The 16,384-nt window shown below is 65.5% G+C and carries 15 protein-coding genes; 6 read left to right on the plus strand and 9 right to left on the minus strand.

The genetic code is table 11. From position 1 onward, the window contains the following. Window positions 1-62 precede the first annotated feature (62 nt). Window positions 63-1,583, plus strand: a complete 1,521-nt coding sequence (locus ACVCNR_RS15120) for a phosphomannomutase/phosphoglucomutase (RefSeq protein WP_354193007.1) — start codon at window positions 63-65, stop codon at window positions 1,581-1,583. An 8-nt stretch (window positions 1,584-1,591) separates the two neighbouring features. Continuing rightward, the gene (locus ACVCNR_RS15125) at window positions 1,592-3,835 is read left to right on the plus strand and encodes a mannose-1-phosphate guanylyltransferase/mannose-6-phosphate isomerase (RefSeq protein WP_447075363.1); all 2,244 of its coding nucleotides are present in this window, start codon (window positions 1,592-1,594) and stop codon (window positions 3,833-3,835) included. A gap of 27 nt (window positions 3,836-3,862) precedes the next feature. On the opposite strand, the gene betB is transcribed toward ACVCNR_RS15125, so the two are convergent. Genes betB through ACVCNR_RS15155 form a run of 6 tightly spaced genes read right to left on the minus strand, consistent with a single transcriptional unit; the run spans window position 3,863 to window position 9,961 of the window. Further along, on the minus strand, window positions 3,863-5,326 hold the full coding sequence (gene betB / locus ACVCNR_RS15130; RefSeq protein ID WP_447075364.1) for a betaine-aldehyde dehydrogenase: 1,464 nt from the start codon (window positions 5,324-5,326) through the stop codon (window positions 3,863-3,865). A 45-nt stretch (window positions 5,327-5,371) separates the two neighbouring features. Continuing rightward, window positions 5,372-7,033: a choline dehydrogenase gene (betA, locus tag ACVCNR_RS15135; RefSeq protein ID WP_447075365.1), complete on the minus strand. Its 1,662-nt coding sequence runs from the start codon at window positions 7,031-7,033 to the stop codon at window positions 5,372-5,374. Beyond that, the gene (locus ACVCNR_RS15140; RefSeq protein ID WP_354193003.1) at window positions 7,030-7,668 is read right to left on the minus strand and encodes a glutathione S-transferase family protein; all 639 of its coding nucleotides are present in this window, start codon (window positions 7,666-7,668) and stop codon (window positions 7,030-7,032) included. The genes betA and ACVCNR_RS15140 overlap by 4 nt, the downstream gene beginning before the upstream one ends. A gap of 1 nt (window position 7,669) precedes the next feature. Then, window positions 7,670-9,196 (minus strand): choline-sulfatase, encoded by a 1,527-nt coding sequence (gene betC / locus ACVCNR_RS15145; RefSeq protein WP_447075366.1) that lies wholly within the window; start codon window positions 9,194-9,196, stop codon window positions 7,670-7,672. Further along, window positions 9,193-9,786, minus strand: coding sequence for a choline-binding transcriptional repressor BetI (gene betI / locus ACVCNR_RS15150; protein WP_354193001.1), 594 nt, complete (start codon window positions 9,784-9,786; stop codon window positions 9,193-9,195). Before betI ends, betC begins: the two co-directional genes overlap by 4 nt. A 43-nt stretch (window positions 9,787-9,829) precedes the next feature. Further along, complete coding sequence (locus ACVCNR_RS15155; RefSeq protein ID WP_447075367.1) at window positions 9,830-9,961, minus strand: hypothetical protein; 132 nt, start codon at window positions 9,959-9,961, stop codon at window positions 9,830-9,832. Between ACVCNR_RS15155 and ACVCNR_RS15160 the strand changes: the two genes are divergently transcribed. Genes ACVCNR_RS15160 through greA form a run of 3 tightly spaced genes read left to right on the plus strand, consistent with a single transcriptional unit; the run spans window position 9,960 to window position 12,633 of the window. Next, a complete protein-coding gene (locus tag ACVCNR_RS15160) occupies window positions 9,960-11,123 on the plus strand; it encodes an acetyl-CoA acetyltransferase (protein ID WP_354192999.1) in 1,164 nt (387 codons plus the stop codon). The two genes, ACVCNR_RS15155 and ACVCNR_RS15160, sit on opposite strands and share 2 nt — an antisense overlap. 21 nt (window positions 11,124-11,144) lie before the next feature. Continuing rightward, the gene (locus ACVCNR_RS15165) at window positions 11,145-12,149 is read left to right on the plus strand and encodes an asparaginase (protein ID WP_447075368.1); all 1,005 of its coding nucleotides are present in this window, start codon (window positions 11,145-11,147) and stop codon (window positions 12,147-12,149) included. A 7-nt stretch (window positions 12,150-12,156) separates the two neighbouring features. Continuing rightward, window positions 12,157-12,633, plus strand: a complete 477-nt coding sequence (greA, locus tag ACVCNR_RS15170) for a transcription elongation factor GreA (RefSeq protein ID WP_447075369.1) — start codon at window positions 12,157-12,159, stop codon at window positions 12,631-12,633. 5 nt (window positions 12,634-12,638) lie between these two features. On the opposite strand, the gene ACVCNR_RS15175 is transcribed toward greA, so the two are convergent. The 3 genes from ACVCNR_RS15175 to ACVCNR_RS15185 all read right to left on the minus strand — a co-directional run bounded on the left by ACVCNR_RS15175 (window position 12,639) and on the right by ACVCNR_RS15185 (window position 14,631). Beyond that, a complete protein-coding gene (locus tag ACVCNR_RS15175) occupies window positions 12,639-13,025 on the minus strand; it encodes a type II toxin-antitoxin system death-on-curing family toxin (protein WP_447075370.1) in 387 nt (128 codons plus the stop codon). After that, the gene (locus tag ACVCNR_RS15180) at window positions 13,022-13,252 is read right to left on the minus strand and encodes an AbrB/MazE/SpoVT family DNA-binding domain-containing protein (RefSeq protein WP_447075371.1); all 231 of its coding nucleotides are present in this window, start codon (window positions 13,250-13,252) and stop codon (window positions 13,022-13,024) included. The genes ACVCNR_RS15175 and ACVCNR_RS15180 overlap by 4 nt, the downstream gene beginning before the upstream one ends. A gap of 74 nt (window positions 13,253-13,326) precedes the next feature. Further along, window positions 13,327-14,631 (minus strand): methylmalonyl-CoA mutase family protein, encoded by a 1,305-nt coding sequence (locus ACVCNR_RS15185; RefSeq protein WP_447075372.1) that lies wholly within the window; start codon window positions 14,629-14,631, stop codon window positions 13,327-13,329. A gap of 198 nt (window positions 14,632-14,829) precedes the next feature. Here ACVCNR_RS15185 and ACVCNR_RS15190 point away from each other — a divergent pair, with 198 nt between their 5' ends. Beyond that, complete coding sequence (locus ACVCNR_RS15190; protein WP_354193058.1) at window positions 14,830-16,374, plus strand: helicase HerA-like C-terminal domain-containing protein; 1,545 nt, start codon at window positions 14,830-14,832, stop codon at window positions 16,372-16,374. The last annotated feature ends 10 nt before the right edge of the window (window positions 16,375-16,384 follow it).

The raw sequence follows: 16,384 nt of genomic DNA on the forward strand, positions 1-16,384 counted from the left end.
AAAGGCTTTGCTGCTAGGCAAGCTGGCGGAATTGCGTGGGAAAATGCGGGGAGCGTGCTCAAGTGAAGCTAACCATTGTGGAACAGGCGCTACCGAATACGTTCGAGTTCGAGACCGCGGCGCTGATCAAGCCGACCGGCTTTCGCGAATATGACGCACGCTGGTGGTTCGGCCGGCCGGGCGCCGAAAAGGAGCCCGAACTCAACCTGATCGGCGTGCAGGCGCTGGGCATGGGGCTGGCCACGCTGATCCGGCGCATGGGCGTCGGTCCCGAGATCGTGACGGGGCATGATTTCCGGGAGTATTCCCTGGCGATCAAGCTGGCGCTGGTGTCGGGGCTGATGGCGGCGGGTGCGAAGGTGAAGGACATCGGCCTCGCGCTTTCGCCCATGGCCTACTTCGCCCAGTTCGCGCTCGATGCGCCTTCGGTCGCCATGGTCACCGCCTCTCACAACGAAAACGGCTGGACCGGCGTGAAGATGGGCGCGCAGCGGCCGCTGACCTTCGGCCCGGACGAGATGACGGCGCTGAAGAACATCGTGCTCGGCGGCGATTTCGATCTCGTCGGCAGCGGCTCCTACGAGGTCGTGCGCGGCTTCCGCGAAACCTATCTCGACGATCTTGTGGCCGGCAAGAAGATCGGCCGCCGGCTCAAGGTGGTCGCCGCCTGCGGCAACGGCACGGCCGGCGCTTTCGCGCCGGAAGCGCTGGAGCGAATCGGCTGCGAGGTCATCCCCCTCGACGTGGAACTGGACCACAGCTTCCCGCGCTACAATCCGAACCCCGAGGACATGCAGATGCTGCATGCGATCCGCGACAAGGTGCTGGAAACGGGGGCCGATGTCGGCCTCGGCTTCGACGGCGATGGCGACCGCTGCGGCGTGGTCGACAATGAGGGCAACGAGATCTTCGCCGACAAGGTGGGCGTGATGCTGGCGCGCGACATTTCGCGGCTGCATCCGGGCTCGACCTTCGTCGTGGACGTGAAGTCGACCGGCCTGTTCAAGACCGATCCGCAATTGCAGGCGCAGGGGGCGACAACGGATTACTGGAAGACCGGCCATTCCTACATCAAGCGGCGGGTGGCCGAGCTTGGGGCCATCGCCGGCTTCGAAAAATCCGGCCATTTCTTCTTCAACCCGCCGATCGGGCGCGGTTATGACGACGGGCTGGTGACGGCGATTGCGGTGTGCGGCATGCTTGACCGCAACCCGGGCAAGTCGATGGCCGATCTCTATCGCGACCTGCCGGTGACCTACGGCACGCCCACCATGTCGCCGCACTGCGACGACGAACTGAAATATGGGGTCGTCGAGCGGGTGCTTGCCGATTTCGAGGGCATGAAGGCGGCGGGAGAGCGTTTCGCCGGGCAGGCCATCGCCGATCTGGTGACGGTCAATGGCGTGCGCGTCGTGGCCGAGGACGGCACCTGGGGCCTGGTGCGGGCCTCGTCCAACAAGCCGGAACTGGTCGTGGTGGTGGAAAGCCCCGTCTCGGCCGGGCGGCGGCGCGAAATGTTCGAGGCGCTGGACGAGTTATTGCGCCGGAATCCGGAAGTCGGCCCCTACAACCAGACCTTCTGAGCGCAGACATGAGCGAGCGTATTGCCTGTTTCGTGATGAGCGGCGGCGTGGGCTCGCGGCTGTGGCCGCTCTCGCGCGAGGACAATCCCAAGCAGTTCCATGACCTGTCGGGCGACGGCTCCATGCTGGCCAAGACGCTGCGGCGCATGACCGGGCGCACGGCTGGCGCCGCACCGGTGTTCCTGATCGCTTCCGAACGCCATGCCGGGCGCGTCCATGCCGACGTCAACGGCATGGACCTCGCCGGCGGCGGGGTGCTGTTCGAGCCGGTGGGCCGCAACACGGCCGCCGCCGTCGCGCTGGCCACGCTGCGCACCTTGGCCGATTTCGGCGACAGCCTCGTGCTGGTGGTGCCGTCCGACCACGAGATTTTCACCACGGCGCAGTTCTGGCAGACGGTGGAGCAGGGCGCCCCAGCGGCGGGCGAGGGGCGGCTGGTGGTGTTCGGCATTCGCCCCGACCAGCCCGAGACCGGCTATGGCTATATCGAGGTCGGCGCGGAACATGGCGGCGTGTTCGACGTGTCGCGCTTCGTGGAAAAGCCCGATCTCGAAACCGCGCGGAAATATGTCGCGGCGGGCAATTACTACTGGAACGCCGGCATTTTCCTGTTCCGGGCAAGCGTCATGCGCGATGCCTTCCTGCGCTTCCAGCCGGACATCTGGGCTGCCACGGAAAAGGCCTTCGCGGCGGCCACAAGCGATCTTTCCGGCCTCTACATGCCGGAAGAGCTCTATGCGGCGATTCCCTCCGATTCCATCGACTATGCGGTAATGGAGCGGGCCGAGGGCATCGCCATGGTGCCGGCCGGATTCCGCTGGAACGACCTCGGCTCCTGGCAGTCGCTGCTCGATGTCGGGCCTTCGGATGAAAACGGAAATGTCATCATCGGCGATGTCGTCGCCATCGATTGCCAGAATTCCTACATCCGCAGCCATGGACGGCTTCTGTCGGCGGTCGGGCTGAAGGATACGGCAGTCGTCGCCACCGCCGATGCCACTTTCGTGGCCCCGGTGTCGCACAGCCAGAATGTGCGCAAGGTGGTGCAGCAGCTCGAAAAGAGCGGCCGGCTGGAAACACGCTTCACGCCCTCGCATGACCGCGTCGTGGAAAGCGGCGCATGGCGCAGCCGCGTGCGGCACTGGCTGTTCGAGGAGGCGCTGCCGCTGTGGTCTACCGTGGGGGTTGATGAGCGCCACGGCGGCTTCCACGAGGCGCTGGGCCTCGACGCGGTGCCGCTGGCCAGGCCGAAGCGCATGCGCACCATGGCGCGGCAGGTCTACGGCTTTGCCGTCGCCAGGGCGCGCGGCTGGGACGGTCCCGCCGACCGGCTGATCGCCCATGGCCTCGAATTCATGTCGCGCGGGCGTACCGACCGGGGCGGCTGGGTGCGTACCTTCAATGTCGATGGCTCGGTGAGCGATGCGACGGAAGATGCTTACGACCATTCCTGCGTGCTTCTGGCGCTTGCCCATGCCCATATGTGCGGCAATCCGGATGCGTTGCAGCTTGGCCGGGAGACCTTTGCCTTCGTCGACGAGCATCTGGAAGACAGCAGCCTTGCCGGCTTCCTCGAAGCGCCGGAGGGCGGCAGCCTGCGCCGCTCCAATCCGCACATGCACTTGCTGGAGGCGTTTCTCGCCTGGCATGAGGCGACCGGCGACCGCACCTACCTGCGCCGCGCCGCGCGCATCGTCGATCTGTTCCGCAGCTACTTCTTCGATGCGGACTCATGGACCGTGGGCGAATATTTTCAGGATGGCTGGGCTGCGGCCCCGGACGGCAAGGGCGACTGGACGGAACCCGGTCATCATTTCGAATGGGCCTCGCTGCTGATCGACTTCGCCAATCGCAGCGGCCAGACCAGCCTGACGACCTATGCCCGCAAGCTCTACGCCTCGGCCGTCGCCAACGGGCTCAACCGGGCGACGGGGCTTGCCTATGGCGCGGTGTCGAAGCAGGGCATGCCGCTCGATCTCGTGTCGCGAAGCTGGCCGCAGACGGAGGCGATCAAGGCTTCCATCGCGCTGGATATGGCGGACGGACCGGACCTCAAGCCGGAGATCGAGGCGCGCGTGGGTCGCCTGTTCCGCTGGCATATCGATCCGGCGCCTGTCGGACTGTGGATCGACCGCATCGACGAGCGCGGCCGCTCGGTGGCTGCCGAGGTGCCGGCCTCGATCTTCTACCACCTCGTCTACGCGCTGATGCAGTATCTGGACAGCACGGAGGAAAGGGGCTCGGCGGCATAGGCTGATGCCGGTCTGGCAGGTCTTGTGTCAGTAGGGGCTGTCCACGTCGCCGGTCTCCACATAGACCGACTTGACCTGCGAATAGTGCTGGAGGGCGGCCAGTGAATTCTCGCGCCCGATGCCGGATTGCTTGTAGCCGCCGAACGGCATCTCGACGGGGGTGAGGTTGTAGGCGTTGATCCAGCAGGTGCCGGCCTGCAATTCCCCGATGACGCGGTGGGCACGGGCCATGTCGCGGGTGAAGACTCCGGCGGCAAGGCCGAATTCGGTGCCGTTGGCGCGGTCGATCACCTCGTCTTCCCCGTCGAAGGAAAGCACGCTCATCACCGGCCCGAAGATTTCCTCGCGGGCGATGCGCATATCGTCGGTCGCGCCGGTGAAGACGGTGGGTTCCACGAAGAAACCGCCGTCGAAGCCTTGCAGGGCGGGGACGTTGCCGCCGCAGGCGAGCGTCGCCCCATCCTGCTTGCCGGCCTCGATATAGGACAGCACGCGCTCGTGCTGGGCCTTGTTGACCAGCGGTCCCATCTGGGTCTCGGGATCGAGCGGATCACCGATGCGGATTTTCTTGGTGCGCTCGACAAGGCGCTCGACGAAACGGTCGTGCACGCTTTTCTGGACGAAGACGCGGGTGCCGTTGGAGCAGACCTGCCCGGTGGAATAGAAATTGCCGAGCATCGCGCCGCCGATGGCGTTTTCGAGGTCCGCATCGTCGAAGACGATGAGCGGCGACTTGCCGCCGAGTTCCATGGTGGCGTGCTTCATCTCCGCGCCGGCCTGCGCCAGGACGCGCTTGCCGGTGGCGACCGAGCCCGTGACGGAGACCTTGGCGACGGACGGATGGCCGACCAGCGAAGCGCCCACTTCGCCATAGCCCTGCACCACGTTGAACAGGCCATCGGGCAATCCCGCCTCGGAATAGATTTCGGCCAGCGCCAGTGCCGAGAGCGGCGTATTCTCGGACGGCTTGAACACCATGGCGTTGCCCATGGCGAGCGCCGGGGCCGATTTCCAGCCGGCGATCTGGATCGGATAGTTCCACGCGCCGATGCCGACGCAGATGCCGAGCGGCTCGCGGCGCGTATAGGCGAAGGGGCCGCCAAGGTCGATGAACTCGCCGTTGAAGCTGGCGACGGCGCCCGCGAAATATTCGAGGCAGTCGGCGGCGGAAGGGGCGTCGGCGACCAGCGTTTCCTGGATGGCCTTGCCGGTGTCGAGGGTTTCGAGCCGCGCCAGCGCCTCGTTGCGGTCGCGCAGGATATCAGCGGCGCGGCGCAGGATGCGGCCGCGCTCGACCGGCTTGATGCGCGCCCATTCGGCTTGCGCGGCGCGCGCCGATTCTATCGCCAGTTCGACGATGTTGGGCGTGGCCGCATGCAGCGTGGCGATGCGCTCGCCGGTGGCCGGGTAGATGACGGCAATCTCCGCGCCGCGATCGTCGTCGATATAGCGACCGTTGACATAATGGGAGGCGGTCGGCTGGGCGCGCATGGCAGGCTCCGGTAATTCCATCGGATCGGTTGAAGGGACTTTGGCTTATCTGTCCGACTGTTGCCAGCGCGGATTGATCCACGGTTCCTGATTGGAGGGCGGCAGCGGCGTGCGGCCGAGAATATGGTCGGCGGCCTTCTCGCCGGTCATGATCGACGGTCCGTTGAGATTGCCGTTGGTGATGCGCGGGAAGATGGAGGAATCCGCCAGCCGCAGCCCTTCCACGCCGATCACCCGGCATTCGGGGTCCACCACGCTCAACGGATCGTCGGCGCGGCCCATGCGGCAGGTGCCGCAGGGATGCAGCGCGCTCTCGGCGTGGTCGCGAATGAAGGCGTCGAGCTCCGCGTCGGTCTGCACATGGCTGCCGGGAGAAATCTCCTTGCCGCGATAGGGGTCGAAGGCGGCTTGCGAAAAGATCTCGCGGGTGAGGCGGATGCAGTGGCGGAACTCGGTCCAGTCGTCCGGGTGCGACATGTAGTTGAAGCGGATGACCGGCTTGTCCCAGGCATCGGGCGAACGCAGCGTGACCGAGCCGCGCGACTTGGAGCGCATCGGGCCGACATGGGCCTGGAAGCCGTGCGTGTTGGCCACCGCCTTGCCGTCATAGCGGACGGCGGCGGGGATGAAATGATACTGGATGTCGGGATAGTCGATGCCGGGCGCGGAGCGCAGGAAGGCGGCCGCCTCGAAATGGTTGGTGGCGCCGAGCCCGCTCTTGAACAGCAGCCAGCGCGCGCCGATCAGCGCCTTGGAGAAGGGGTTGAGCACGGAGTTCAGCGTGATCGGCTGGGTCGATTCCTGCTGGATGTAGAGTTCGAGATGGTCCTGGAGATTGGCCCCGACGCCTGGCCGGTCGGCGACCACGGCGATGCCGTTGTCCTGCAGGTGCTGCGCAGGGCCGATGCCCGACAGCATCAGGATTTTCGGCGAGTTGATCGAAGAGGCGGCGACGATCACCTCACGTCGCGCCTTAACGACCTGAATCTGTCCGCGAACCTCGATCTCGACGCCGGTGGCGCGTTGATTCTCGATGACGACTTTCCGCGCGAAGCCGCTGACCAGGTTAACGTTTTTCCGTTTCAGGGCAGGGCGCAGATAGGCATTTGCGGTGGACCAGCGGCGGCCGCCATGGATCGTCTGCTCCATCGGCCCGAAACCTTCCTGCTTGGAGCCGTTATAGTCTCGCGTCAGTTCGAAGCCTGCCTGCTGGCCTGCCTCGATGAAGGCGGCATAGAGCGGGTTCTCGCGCTTGCCGCGCTGGACATGCAAAGGCCCGTCGGTGCCGCGCCAGCCTTCCTCGCCGCCATGCGAATGCTCCATGCGCTTGAAGTAGGGCAGCACGTCCGCATAGCTCCAGCCGGCAGCGCCTTCCTCGGCCCAGTGGTCGAAATCGTGAGCGTGGCCGCGCACATAGACCATGCCGTTAATGGAGGAGGAGCCGCCAAGCACCTTGCCGCGCGGGGTGGCGAGAACGCGCCCGCCCAGATGCGGCTCCGGTTCGCTGGCGAAGCCCCAGTCGTAGAGCGGCATGTTGAGCGGGATCGACAGGGCGGACGGCATCTGGATCAGCGGCCCGATATCGGTGCCGCCATATTCGATGACGATGACCGAATGCCTGCCGTCCTCGGACAGCCGGTAGGCCATGGCCGAGCCGGCCGAGCCGGAACCGATGATGACGAAATCAGCCTCGAGCCGGGAGGTCATTTCGCCCTCATGCTTTCATAGGAAATCATAACGTGCCGGGCGTAGGCCGGCCGTTGCGTGAGCCGGTCGTAATAGGCTTCGAGGTGGGGCAGGCGAGCACGTTCGATTTCGAGCGTGAAGTAGCGGTAGAGGAGGGTGCCGGCGACGATGTCGGCAAAACAGGGTGCATCTCCACCCAGATAGGACCCCTCGCGCAACCTCTCTTCGAAGACCTGCAGGACCTTTGTCAGATCGGCCACGCCCTTGGCGATGGCGACGTCGTCGCGTGCGCCGGGCTTGGCGCTGATGATCGGCAGGAAGACCTTGCCGAGAAAGGCCGGCACCAGCGTCGTCTTGGTCCAGTCGCTCCACTGGTCGAGCTTAGCCCGCTTCAGCGGGTCGACCGGCCAGAATTGCTCCGAGCCATAGCGTGCGCCCAGGTAGCGGACGATCGAGGCGCTTTCCCACAGATATTCACCGCCGTCTCGCAGCACCGGCACCAGCCGGTTGGGGTTCATTGCCGCGAACTGCACACTGTCGAGCCCGCCGAACGGGCCGCCGGCGTCGATCCTCTCATGAGCAAGGTCGAGTTCCGCCAATGCCCACATGACGGTCTGCACGTTCGAGGATGTAGCTCTGCCCCAGACAGTGATCATCTCATTCTCCTCGCGGGAAGCGTTTCTGGTCTTCCAGAACATTGAGGTCCATGTGGTTGCGCATGTAGCGCTCGGAAGCCTGCCTGAGCGGCTGGAAATCCCATGGGAAATAGGCGCCGTTGCGCAGCGCCGGATAGACCACCCAGCGCCGCGCCTGGCTCTGGCGCACGGCCGCGTCGAAGCCCGCCATGTCCCAGCGGGCGCGGACCTTTTCCATGAAGGCGGCAACCAGATCGGCATGCTGCGGGTCGGCGGCGAGATTGGTCAGTTCGAGCGGATCGGATTCCAGATCAAACAGTTGCGGCGGGTCGATCTCGCAATGCACGAACTTGTATCTGCCGTCGCGGATGGCGACCAGCGGTGCATAGGAGCCCTCGGCCGCATACTCCATCAGCACGGGTTTGCCGCGCTCGCTGCCTTGCAGGAGCGGCTTGAGCGATTGCCCGTCCGTCCATGGCATGATGCCGGAAATGTCGATGCCGGCGAGGTCGCACAGCGTCGGGCAGATATCGAGGTTGGACACCGCCGCGTCGATGCGGGCGGGCTCGATACCCTTGCCGGCAACCATCAGCGGCACGCGGCAGGAGCCCTCGAAGAAGCTCATCTTGAACCACAGGCCACGCTCGCCCAGCATGTCGCCATGGTCGGAGCAGAACAGGATGACGGTGTCGTCCAGCATGCGCGTGCGTTCGAGCACGGCAAGCAGTTCGCCGACCTTGTCGTCGATGTAGGAGATGTTGGCGAAATAGCCGCGGCGCGAGCGGCGCACCTGCTCCGGCGTGATGTCGAAGCTGGCGTAGTCGCTGGCGAGGTAGAGGCGCTGCGAATGCGGATCCTGCTCGTCATAGGGGATGAAGCCGGTTTCCGGCTCCAGTTGCGGGCAGCCCTCGTAGAGGTCCCAGTACTGGCGGCGCGCGACATAGGGGTCGTGCGGGTGGGTGAAGGAGACGGTCAGGCACCAGGGGCGGCGGCCGGCATCGTCGGACTGGCGCGACAGGTCGTAGAGCTTCTGGCCGGCGAGGAAGGCGACCTCGTCGTCATATTCCATCTGGTTGGTGATCTCGGCCACGCCCGCCCCGGTGACGGAGCCGAGGTTGTGATACCACCAGTCGATGCGCTCGCCGGGCTTGCGGTAGTCCGGCGTCCAGCCGAAATCGGCCGGATAGATGTCGGTGGTCAGCCGCTCCTCGAAGCCGTGCAACTGGTCCGGCCCGACGAAATGCATCTTGCCCGACAGGCAGGTGTGGTAGCCCGCGGCGCGCAGATGATGGGCGAAAGTGGGGATCGACGAGACGAATTCGGCCGCGTTGTCATAGACGCCGGTGCGCGACGGAAGCTGGCCGCTCATGAAGGAGGCGCGCGCCGGCGCGCAAAGCGGCGAGGCGGTGTAGTTGTTGCGGAAGCGGGCCGAGCGGGCCGCCAGCCCCTTCAAATGCGGCGCATGCAGGAAATCGGCCGGACCGTCCGGAAACAGCGTTCCGGCAAGCTGGTCGACCATGAGGATGAGGATGTTCGGACGAGCGGTCATGGGGTGTTGGCCTGCTGCTTGAGCTTCGCGTCGACATAGTCCTCGACAAGCGCGGTGGCGCTTGCCGGATTGGGCAGGCCGTCGCGCAGGGCGCGGCGGATGTAGAGCCCGTCGATCATGGCGGCGATGGCCTCGGCCATGCGCTCGGCCTCCGGGCGCGGGACGAGCGGCAAAAGACCGCTCATCAGGTTGGAATGCAGGCGCCTTGCGTAGACGCGCAGCAGGCGGCGCAGCGGCGGCGAGTTCTGCGCCTCGACATAGAAGGCGAGCCACGCATGCACGGTTTCTTCGCGGAACTGGCCGGTATTGAAGTTGACGGCGATGATCGCCGACATCCGTTCGCGCGGTGTGGCGGCCCTGCCCAGGGCGGAGACGGCGTCGCGGCCCAAATCGGCCAGCAATTGTCGCATCGTGGCCTGCAGAAGCTCTTCCTTCGGACCGAAATAGTGATGCGCCAGGGCCGATGAGACACCGGCCCGCCCGGCGATCTCGGCAACGGTGACATTGAGCGTGCCACGCTCGCCGATGGTCGAGATGGTGGCATCGATCAGCGCCCTGCGGCGCAGCGGTTCCATTCCGATTTTGGGCATTATTCCGATCCTCTTGCCGGCAAGATTATTTTTTATTGACTGATCAATCAATCAAAAATTCGCAATCATGATGCTGCAATGCAAAACGGCTCTTTACGGCACGCCCGCGGATGTCCATCTTGGGCAAGGAGGAAGCTCGCAGGGCGGGCTGGTTCATCTGGAAGGACAGTTCCATGACCGCATGTATCGTCGGCTGGGCGCATTCGCGCTTCGGCAAGCTGGAAGGCGAAACGCTGGAAAGCCTCATCACCAAGGTTGCCGCAGAGGCGATGGAGCATGCGGGCATCGGGCCCGAAGATGTCGGCGAGATCGTGCTGGGCCATTTCAACGCCGGCTTCTCGGCGCAGGATTTCACCGCCAGCCTGGTGCTGCAGACCGACGATCGGCTGCGCTTCAAGCCGGCGACGCGGGTGGAGAACGCCTGCGCCACCGGCTCGGCCGCCGTGCGGCAGGGCATTCGCGCCGTCGATAGCGGCGCGCGTTTCGTGCTGGTGGTGGGCGCCGAGCAGATGACGACCACGCCCGGCCCCGAGATCGGCGCCAATCTGCTCAAGGCCTCCTACCTGCCGGAGGATGGCGATACGCCGGCCGGTTTCGCCGGTGTGTTCGGCAAGATCGCGCACGCCTATTTCCAGCGCTATGGCGACCAGTCCGATGCGCTGGCCGCGATCGCGGCCAAGAACCACAAGAACGGCGTCGACAATCCCTATGCGCAGATGCGCAAGGATCTCGGCTACGACTTCTGCCGGCAGGAAAGCGAGAAAAACCCTTTCGTGGCCGGACCGCTGAAACGCACCGACTGCTCGCTGGTTTCGGACGGTGCCGCGGCGCTGGTGCTGACCGATGCGACGACTGCGCTTTCCATGCGCAGGGCGATCGCCTTCCGGGCCAATGAGCATGTGCAGGATTTCCTGCCGATGTCGAAGCGCGACATCCTGCTGTTCGAGGGCTGCGAGCAGGCCTGGGCGCAAGCCTTGAAGACGGCTGGCGTGACGCTGGACGACTTGTCCTTCGTCGAGACGCACGACTGCTTCACCATCGCCGAACTGATCGAATATGAGGCGATGGGGCTGGCAAAGCGCGGTGAGGGGGCAAAGCTGGTGCTGGAAGGCTATACCGCCAAGGACGGCAAGCTGCCGGTCAATCCCTCCGGCGGGTTGAAGGCCAAGGGCCATCCGATCGGGGCGACCGGCGTGTCGATGCACGTGCTGACGTCGATGCAACTGGCGGGCGAGGCAGGCGGCATCCAGGTGCCGAATGCCAGGCTCGGCGGCATCTTCAACATGGGGGGCGCGGCCGTCGCCAACTATGTGTCGATCCTCGACCGTATCCGGTAACGCGGGAGCAGGATCGCAGACATGGCAAATCCGGTTCTGGTCGAGGTGCTTCGCGGCGCCGTGGTGGAGAGCGCCCATCGCGGCGCGGTGGCGGTCTGCGATGCCGACGGCAAAACCGTCTGGGAAATCGGCGATACGGCAAGGCCGGTGTTTCCGCGCTCGGCGGTGAAGGCGATCCAGGCGCTGCCGCTGGTCGAAAGCGGTGCGGCCGACGCCTATGGCTTCGGCGACCGCGAACTGGCGCTGGCCTGCGCCTCCCATTCCGGTGAGCCGGAGCATGTCGAGACGGCGCGCTCCATGCTGGCACGCGCCGGACTGGACGAGGCGGCGCTGGAGTGCGGCAGCCACTGGCCGAGCAGCCACGCGGCGACGGTGACATTGGCGCGCGCCGGCGGCGAGCCCAATGCGTTGCACAACAACTGTTCGGGCAAGCATGCGGGCTTTCTGTGCGCCTGTTGCCACTCCGGGATCGCCCATCGCGGCTATGTGAATGCCGGCCACGAATTGCAGGGCATGGTGCGCGATGCCATGGAAACGGTGACGGGTGCGGCGCATGACGTGGACCATTGCGGCACCGACGGCTGCTCCATCCCCACCTATGCCGTACCGCTGCGCCGTTTCGCCGCCGGCTTTGCAAGAATGGCAACCGGCAACGGGCTGGGGCCGGTGCGGGCGAAGGCGGCGCAGCGCCTGCTTTCAGCCTGCATGGCGGAACCGTTTCTGGTGTCCGGAACCGGCCGCGCCGATGAAAGCCTGATGAAAGCGGCACCCGGCCGCATCTTCGTCAAGATGGGGGCGGAAGGTGTCTATTGCGCCGCCATACCGGAACTGGGGCTCGGCATCGCGCTGAAATGCGATGACGGCGCGGTCCGCGCCGCCGAATCCATGATTGCCGGCGTGCTGGCAAGGCTGATGGCCGGCGAGGAAGAACTGGCGAGGGAACTGCGTCGGCAGGCGGTGCAGCCGATCCTGAGCCGCAACGATGTCGAGGTCGGACAGGTGCGACCCTCCGAGGCGTTGAACTGAGAAGGTCATGAGCAGGGCTTTCACGCGCGAAGAGGATACCGAGAATGCGGCGGCCGTATTGGGCGAGCGCCCCGTCAGCCCGCATCGCAATCTCGTGACGGCGGCCGGCCTTGCCATGATCGAGGCCGAACTTGGCCGTTTGCGTGAGGACATGGCGCGGGCCGAGGCCGAATCCGACCGGGAACGCGTGGCGCTGGCGGCACGCGACCTGCGCTACTGGACCGCGCGGCGCGAAAGCGCCGAACTGTCCGTTCCGGACGCCGCTTCCGATGTCGTGCGCTTCGGCATGACGGTGGCGCTGGAAGACGAGGACGGCAAGGCGGCGCGGTGGCGGATCGTGGGTGAGGACGAGGCCGATCCGGCGAAAGGCTCGATCTCGCACGTCTCGCCGATGGCGCAGGCGCTGTTTGGCAAGAAGACCGGCGAACTCGTCGCCGTCAACGGCCGTGAATGGGAGATCGTGGGGCTATCGGCGGAAGCCTGATAGCTTCACTCCTCGACCGGCACCGTATGGTCGCGGAAAAAAGCGGCCGCGCCGGCTTCGTCGATCTCGCCGGCGGCGACCTTGAGCACAAGAGTGATGATCTCTTCTGGTGTGGCTTCAATGCTCAGGCCATTGAAATAGAGGAAAAGATCGGCCGCCGCGAAAGCGGTGCGCTTGTTGCCGTCCACGAAAGGGTGGTTCTTGGCTATCCCAAAAAGATATGCAGCCGCTAGCTCGCAAAGATCAGGCTCGCCATAAGCTTCCTTTTGCAGCGGGCGGGCCAGGGCGGATTCCAGCATGCCTTCGTCACGCACGCCGGGAGCGCCGCCGTGCAGCCGCAACTGTTCGGCATGCATCGCCTCGACGAATTCGCGAGTGTGGTACTCGCTCATTGGGCAAGTACGCGATAGGCGACCTCGTATTTCTTCATGCGTTCGCGCGCGATCTTCATCTTGCGCTCGAATTCCTCGGCACTGTCCTCCATGCGGCGCAAGCGAAGCTCATCGCCTTCCTGAACAATGACGACGCTATCGCCGGCGCGCAGATGCAAGCGCTCAAGCAATTCCTTCGGCAGGATGACGCCCTCGGAATTACCGATCTTGCGGATGGTCGTGTTCATGGCAGCGTTCCTTGTTGCAACGCCAATTATAATATTGGTGGGAAATGTTGCAACAAGGATTATAACAATGGTCGCTACTGACCGACACCAACCGGATCGTCGAGCCTCAAGGGGAGCAGCGCCTCGCAGAAGACGACGCCGTCGGTGGGCGCGGGGTGGCGCTCGGCCGGCAGGGTCGGGACGGTGCCGCCGGATGCGGCGGAACTGGCCCGGTTGGCGGCAAGGGATTTCCGGCGCTCCTCGGCCGATGCCCTGACGCGCGCCTGTATGTGGCCGGCCTTGAGGCTGGGCAGGATGCCGCCTTCCTGCTCGATACGCTGGAATTCGGCCCAGGCCTGCTCGCAGAGGCTGTCGATGAGCGCATCGACGTCGCCGATGGCCGTATCTTCCTGAGCCACGAGGAACTGGATGTTGCGGGCGACGCGCCGGGCATCGCCTTCGGGCAGGCCGTGGGCGATTGTGTGCGGCAGCACGGCGATGGAATCCGCGCCGCCGGCGGCAGCACCCAGGCAGGCGGCCGCATTGCGGGCGACATTGCCGGCGAGGTCGTGCCTGTCCACGAACCGCATCGAGGTTTCGGCATGGACGCTGGCCCGCGCCGGCGGGATTGCGAAACCTTCCTGCACACGTTGCCACAGCCGCCGCAACGCCTTGATCTTGGCGGCCGAAAGGCGCGCATCGTCATCGACTCCGAGCGCGAAGCCGATATGCGGCGCGGCATAGATCAGCGCCTGGCGCGCTTCCTGGAACAGGCGCAGATGGGCGGCGGCCGAAGCCAGCATGGCGCCGAGTTCCCGCGCCTCGCTGGCGCCGGCATTGTTGAGCACACGCCCGTCCGCCTCCAGCAGGATGCCCGGCACGTCCATGGCGAAGAAATGCGCCAGCGATTGCGGCATCGATGCCTGCAAGGCCTCGATGGTCATGCGCAGCCGGCCGGTGCCGGCGAAAGTGGCGGCCGGATCGATGCCGAAGGAGAGGTTGAGGCGGGACGGATCGACCTTGCCGCCGCTGAGCAGCGTCACCAGCCAGTCGGCCATGGCGCGGCTGGCGGGGTGAACGTCGAGGCGGAGGTAAATCTTGTCCAGCGGCACGCCGTCGAGCACCCGCTCGAGCGCCTGGGCCGTGCCGGGCAGACCATAGCCGAAGGCGTTGGGGGCACCGTCGAAAATCAGCGCCAGCCCTGTCGCGCCCCGGGCAAGGTCTTCGGCGATCTGCGCGCGGGCCCTTTCGACATCCGGGTCGTCGATGCGCTGGCAAATCGTCCATCGTCGCGTGGCCGGGTCGGCGCGCCCGTCCTGAACCTCGTTGCCAAGCGCCTTCTCGGCGAGGTCCCGCCACCGCTGCTCCTGGCCGTGGCGATCTGCTGCTTTATCGGTCAAGAATTGATTCCTTTGCTGCACCCCCAGGGCCGCTGCATCGGCCGGGACCTTGCCAGTGTAAGGTTCCTCTCCATCTACCGCAATGCAGCAGATGGGTGAGGGAAGAAGTTGCATCTTTGAATTTGGCTGCTGCCTTACTATACCTGCCAGTGGTGCGGCCTGTGCGGGCGGACCGATCGGGATTGCGGAGAACTCATGATGGCCGGTGACGACAGCATTTTTCTTGGCGCGAGCCGCAAGCCCGACGACAGCTATCAGGGGCCGCAGGAGCTGCTGCTGCGCTACGGCAACCGCCACGGGCTGGTCACCGGCGCGACCGGTACCGGCAAGACGGTGACCTTGCAGATCCTGGCGGAAGGCTTCTCCAATGCCGGTGTGCCGGTATTCTGCGCCGACGTCAAAGGCGACCTTTCGGGCATTTCGATGATGGGCGAGGCCAAGGACTTCCTCACCAAGAGGGCGCAGGAAATCCATCTCGATCCCTATGAATTCCAGGAATTTCCGGTGATTTTCTGGGACCTGTTCGGCGAGCAGGGCCATCCAATCCGGGCGACCGTTTCGGAAATGGGGCCGCTGCTCCTGTCCCGGCTGATGAACCTCACCGAGGCGCAGGAAGGGGTGATGAACATCGCCTTCCGCATCGCCGACGAGGAAGGCTTGCTGCTGCTCGACATGAAGGATTTGCAGGCGCTGCTTTCCAACATCGCCGAACGGGCGGGCGAGATCGGCGCACGCTACGGCAATGTCACCAAGCAGTCGGTGGGCGCGATCCAGCGCTCGCTGCTGGTGCTGGAGCAGCAGGGGGGTAACAACTTCTTCGGCGAGCCGGCGCTGAACATAAGCGACCTGATGCGCACCACGCGCGACGGCCGCGGCGCCATCAACGTGCTGGCCGCCGACAAGCTGATGATGAATCCGCGCCTCTACGCCACCTTCCTGCTGTGGCTGATGTCGGAACTGTTCGAGGTGCTGCCGGAAGTCGGCGACCCCGACAAGCCGAAGCTGGTGTTCTTCTTCGATGAGGCGCATCTCTTGTTCGACGACGCGCCCAAGGCGCTGGTCGACCGCGTCGAGCAGGTGGTGCGGCTGATCCGCTCCAAGGGCGTCGGCGTCTATTTCGTCACCCAGAACCCGCTCGACGTGCCCGAAACCGTGCTGGCGCAGTTGGGCAACCGCATCCAGCATGCGTTGCGCGCCTACACGCCACGCGAGCAGAAGGCGGTGAAGACGGCTGCCGACACCTTCCGGCCCAATCCCGATTTCGATTGCGCGACGGCGATCACCCAGCTCGGCACCGGCGAGGCGCTGGTCTCGACGCTGGAGAACAAGGGCGTGCCGTCCATGGTCCAGCGCACGCTGATCCGTCCGCCGTCGTCGCGGCTCGGGCCGGTGACGCCGCAGGAGCGGCAGAAGATCATCGGGCAAAGCCCGGTGGCCGGCCAGTACGATCGGACCGTCGATCGCGAATCGGCATTCGAGATTTTGCAGAAGCGTGCGGCCGAGACCCAGGCTGCCCAGGAGCAGACGCAGGGCCAGGGCAATGGCGGGTCGGGCTGGACCCTGCCCGATTTCGGCAATGCGCCGGCACCTTCGGGGCGCACCCGCAGGGCGCCCGCGCCACGCACCTCCAACCGCCAGACGGTTACCGAGGCGGCGATCAAGTCGGTGGTGCGCTCGGTCGGCTCGTCGGTCGGCCGTGCGCTGGTGCGGGGTATCCTCGGCAGCCTGACCCGCCGCCGCTGAGGCGTTTTTC

It is taken from the genome of Aquamicrobium terrae (genome assembly GCF_052978165.1).

What these genes read in the sequence shown, in the direction of transcription:
- ACVCNR_RS15125 (WP_447075363.1), top strand. Translation starts at nt 1,592, where the DNA reads ATGAGCGAGCGTATTGCCTGTTTCGTGATGAGCGGCGGCGTGGGCTCG.
- betB (WP_447075364.1), bottom strand. Translation starts at nt 5,326, where the DNA reads ATGCGCGCCCAGCCGACCGCCTCCCATTATGTCAACGGTCGCTATATC.
- betA (WP_447075365.1), bottom strand. Translation starts at nt 7,033, where the DNA reads ATGACCTCCCGGCTCGAGGCTGATTTCGTCATCATCGGTTCCGGCTCG.
- ACVCNR_RS15140 (WP_354193003.1), bottom strand. Translation starts at nt 7,668, where the DNA reads ATGATCACTGTCTGGGGCAGAGCTACATCCTCGAACGTGCAGACCGTC.
- betC (WP_447075366.1), bottom strand. Translation starts at nt 9,196, where the DNA reads ATGACCGCTCGTCCGAACATCCTCATCCTCATGGTCGACCAGCTTGCC.
- betI (WP_354193001.1), bottom strand. Translation starts at nt 9,786, where the DNA reads ATGCCCAAAATCGGAATGGAACCGCTGCGCCGCAGGGCGCTGATCGAT.
- ACVCNR_RS15160 (WP_354192999.1), top strand. Translation starts at nt 9,960, where the DNA reads ATGACCGCATGTATCGTCGGCTGGGCGCATTCGCGCTTCGGCAAGCTG.
- ACVCNR_RS15155 (WP_447075367.1), bottom strand. Translation starts at nt 9,961, where the DNA reads ATGGAACTGTCCTTCCAGATGAACCAGCCCGCCCTGCGAGCTTCCTCC.
- ACVCNR_RS15165 (WP_447075368.1), top strand. Translation starts at nt 11,145, where the DNA reads ATGGCAAATCCGGTTCTGGTCGAGGTGCTTCGCGGCGCCGTGGTGGAG.
- greA (WP_447075369.1), top strand. Translation starts at nt 12,157, where the DNA reads ATGAGCAGGGCTTTCACGCGCGAAGAGGATACCGAGAATGCGGCGGCC.
- ACVCNR_RS15175 (WP_447075370.1), bottom strand. Translation starts at nt 13,025, where the DNA reads ATGAGCGAGTACCACACTCGCGAATTCGTCGAGGCGATGCATGCCGAA.
- ACVCNR_RS15180 (WP_447075371.1), bottom strand. Translation starts at nt 13,252, where the DNA reads ATGAACACGACCATCCGCAAGATCGGTAATTCCGAGGGCGTCATCCTG.
- ACVCNR_RS15190 (WP_354193058.1), top strand. Translation starts at nt 14,830, where the DNA reads ATGGCCGGTGACGACAGCATTTTTCTTGGCGCGAGCCGCAAGCCCGAC.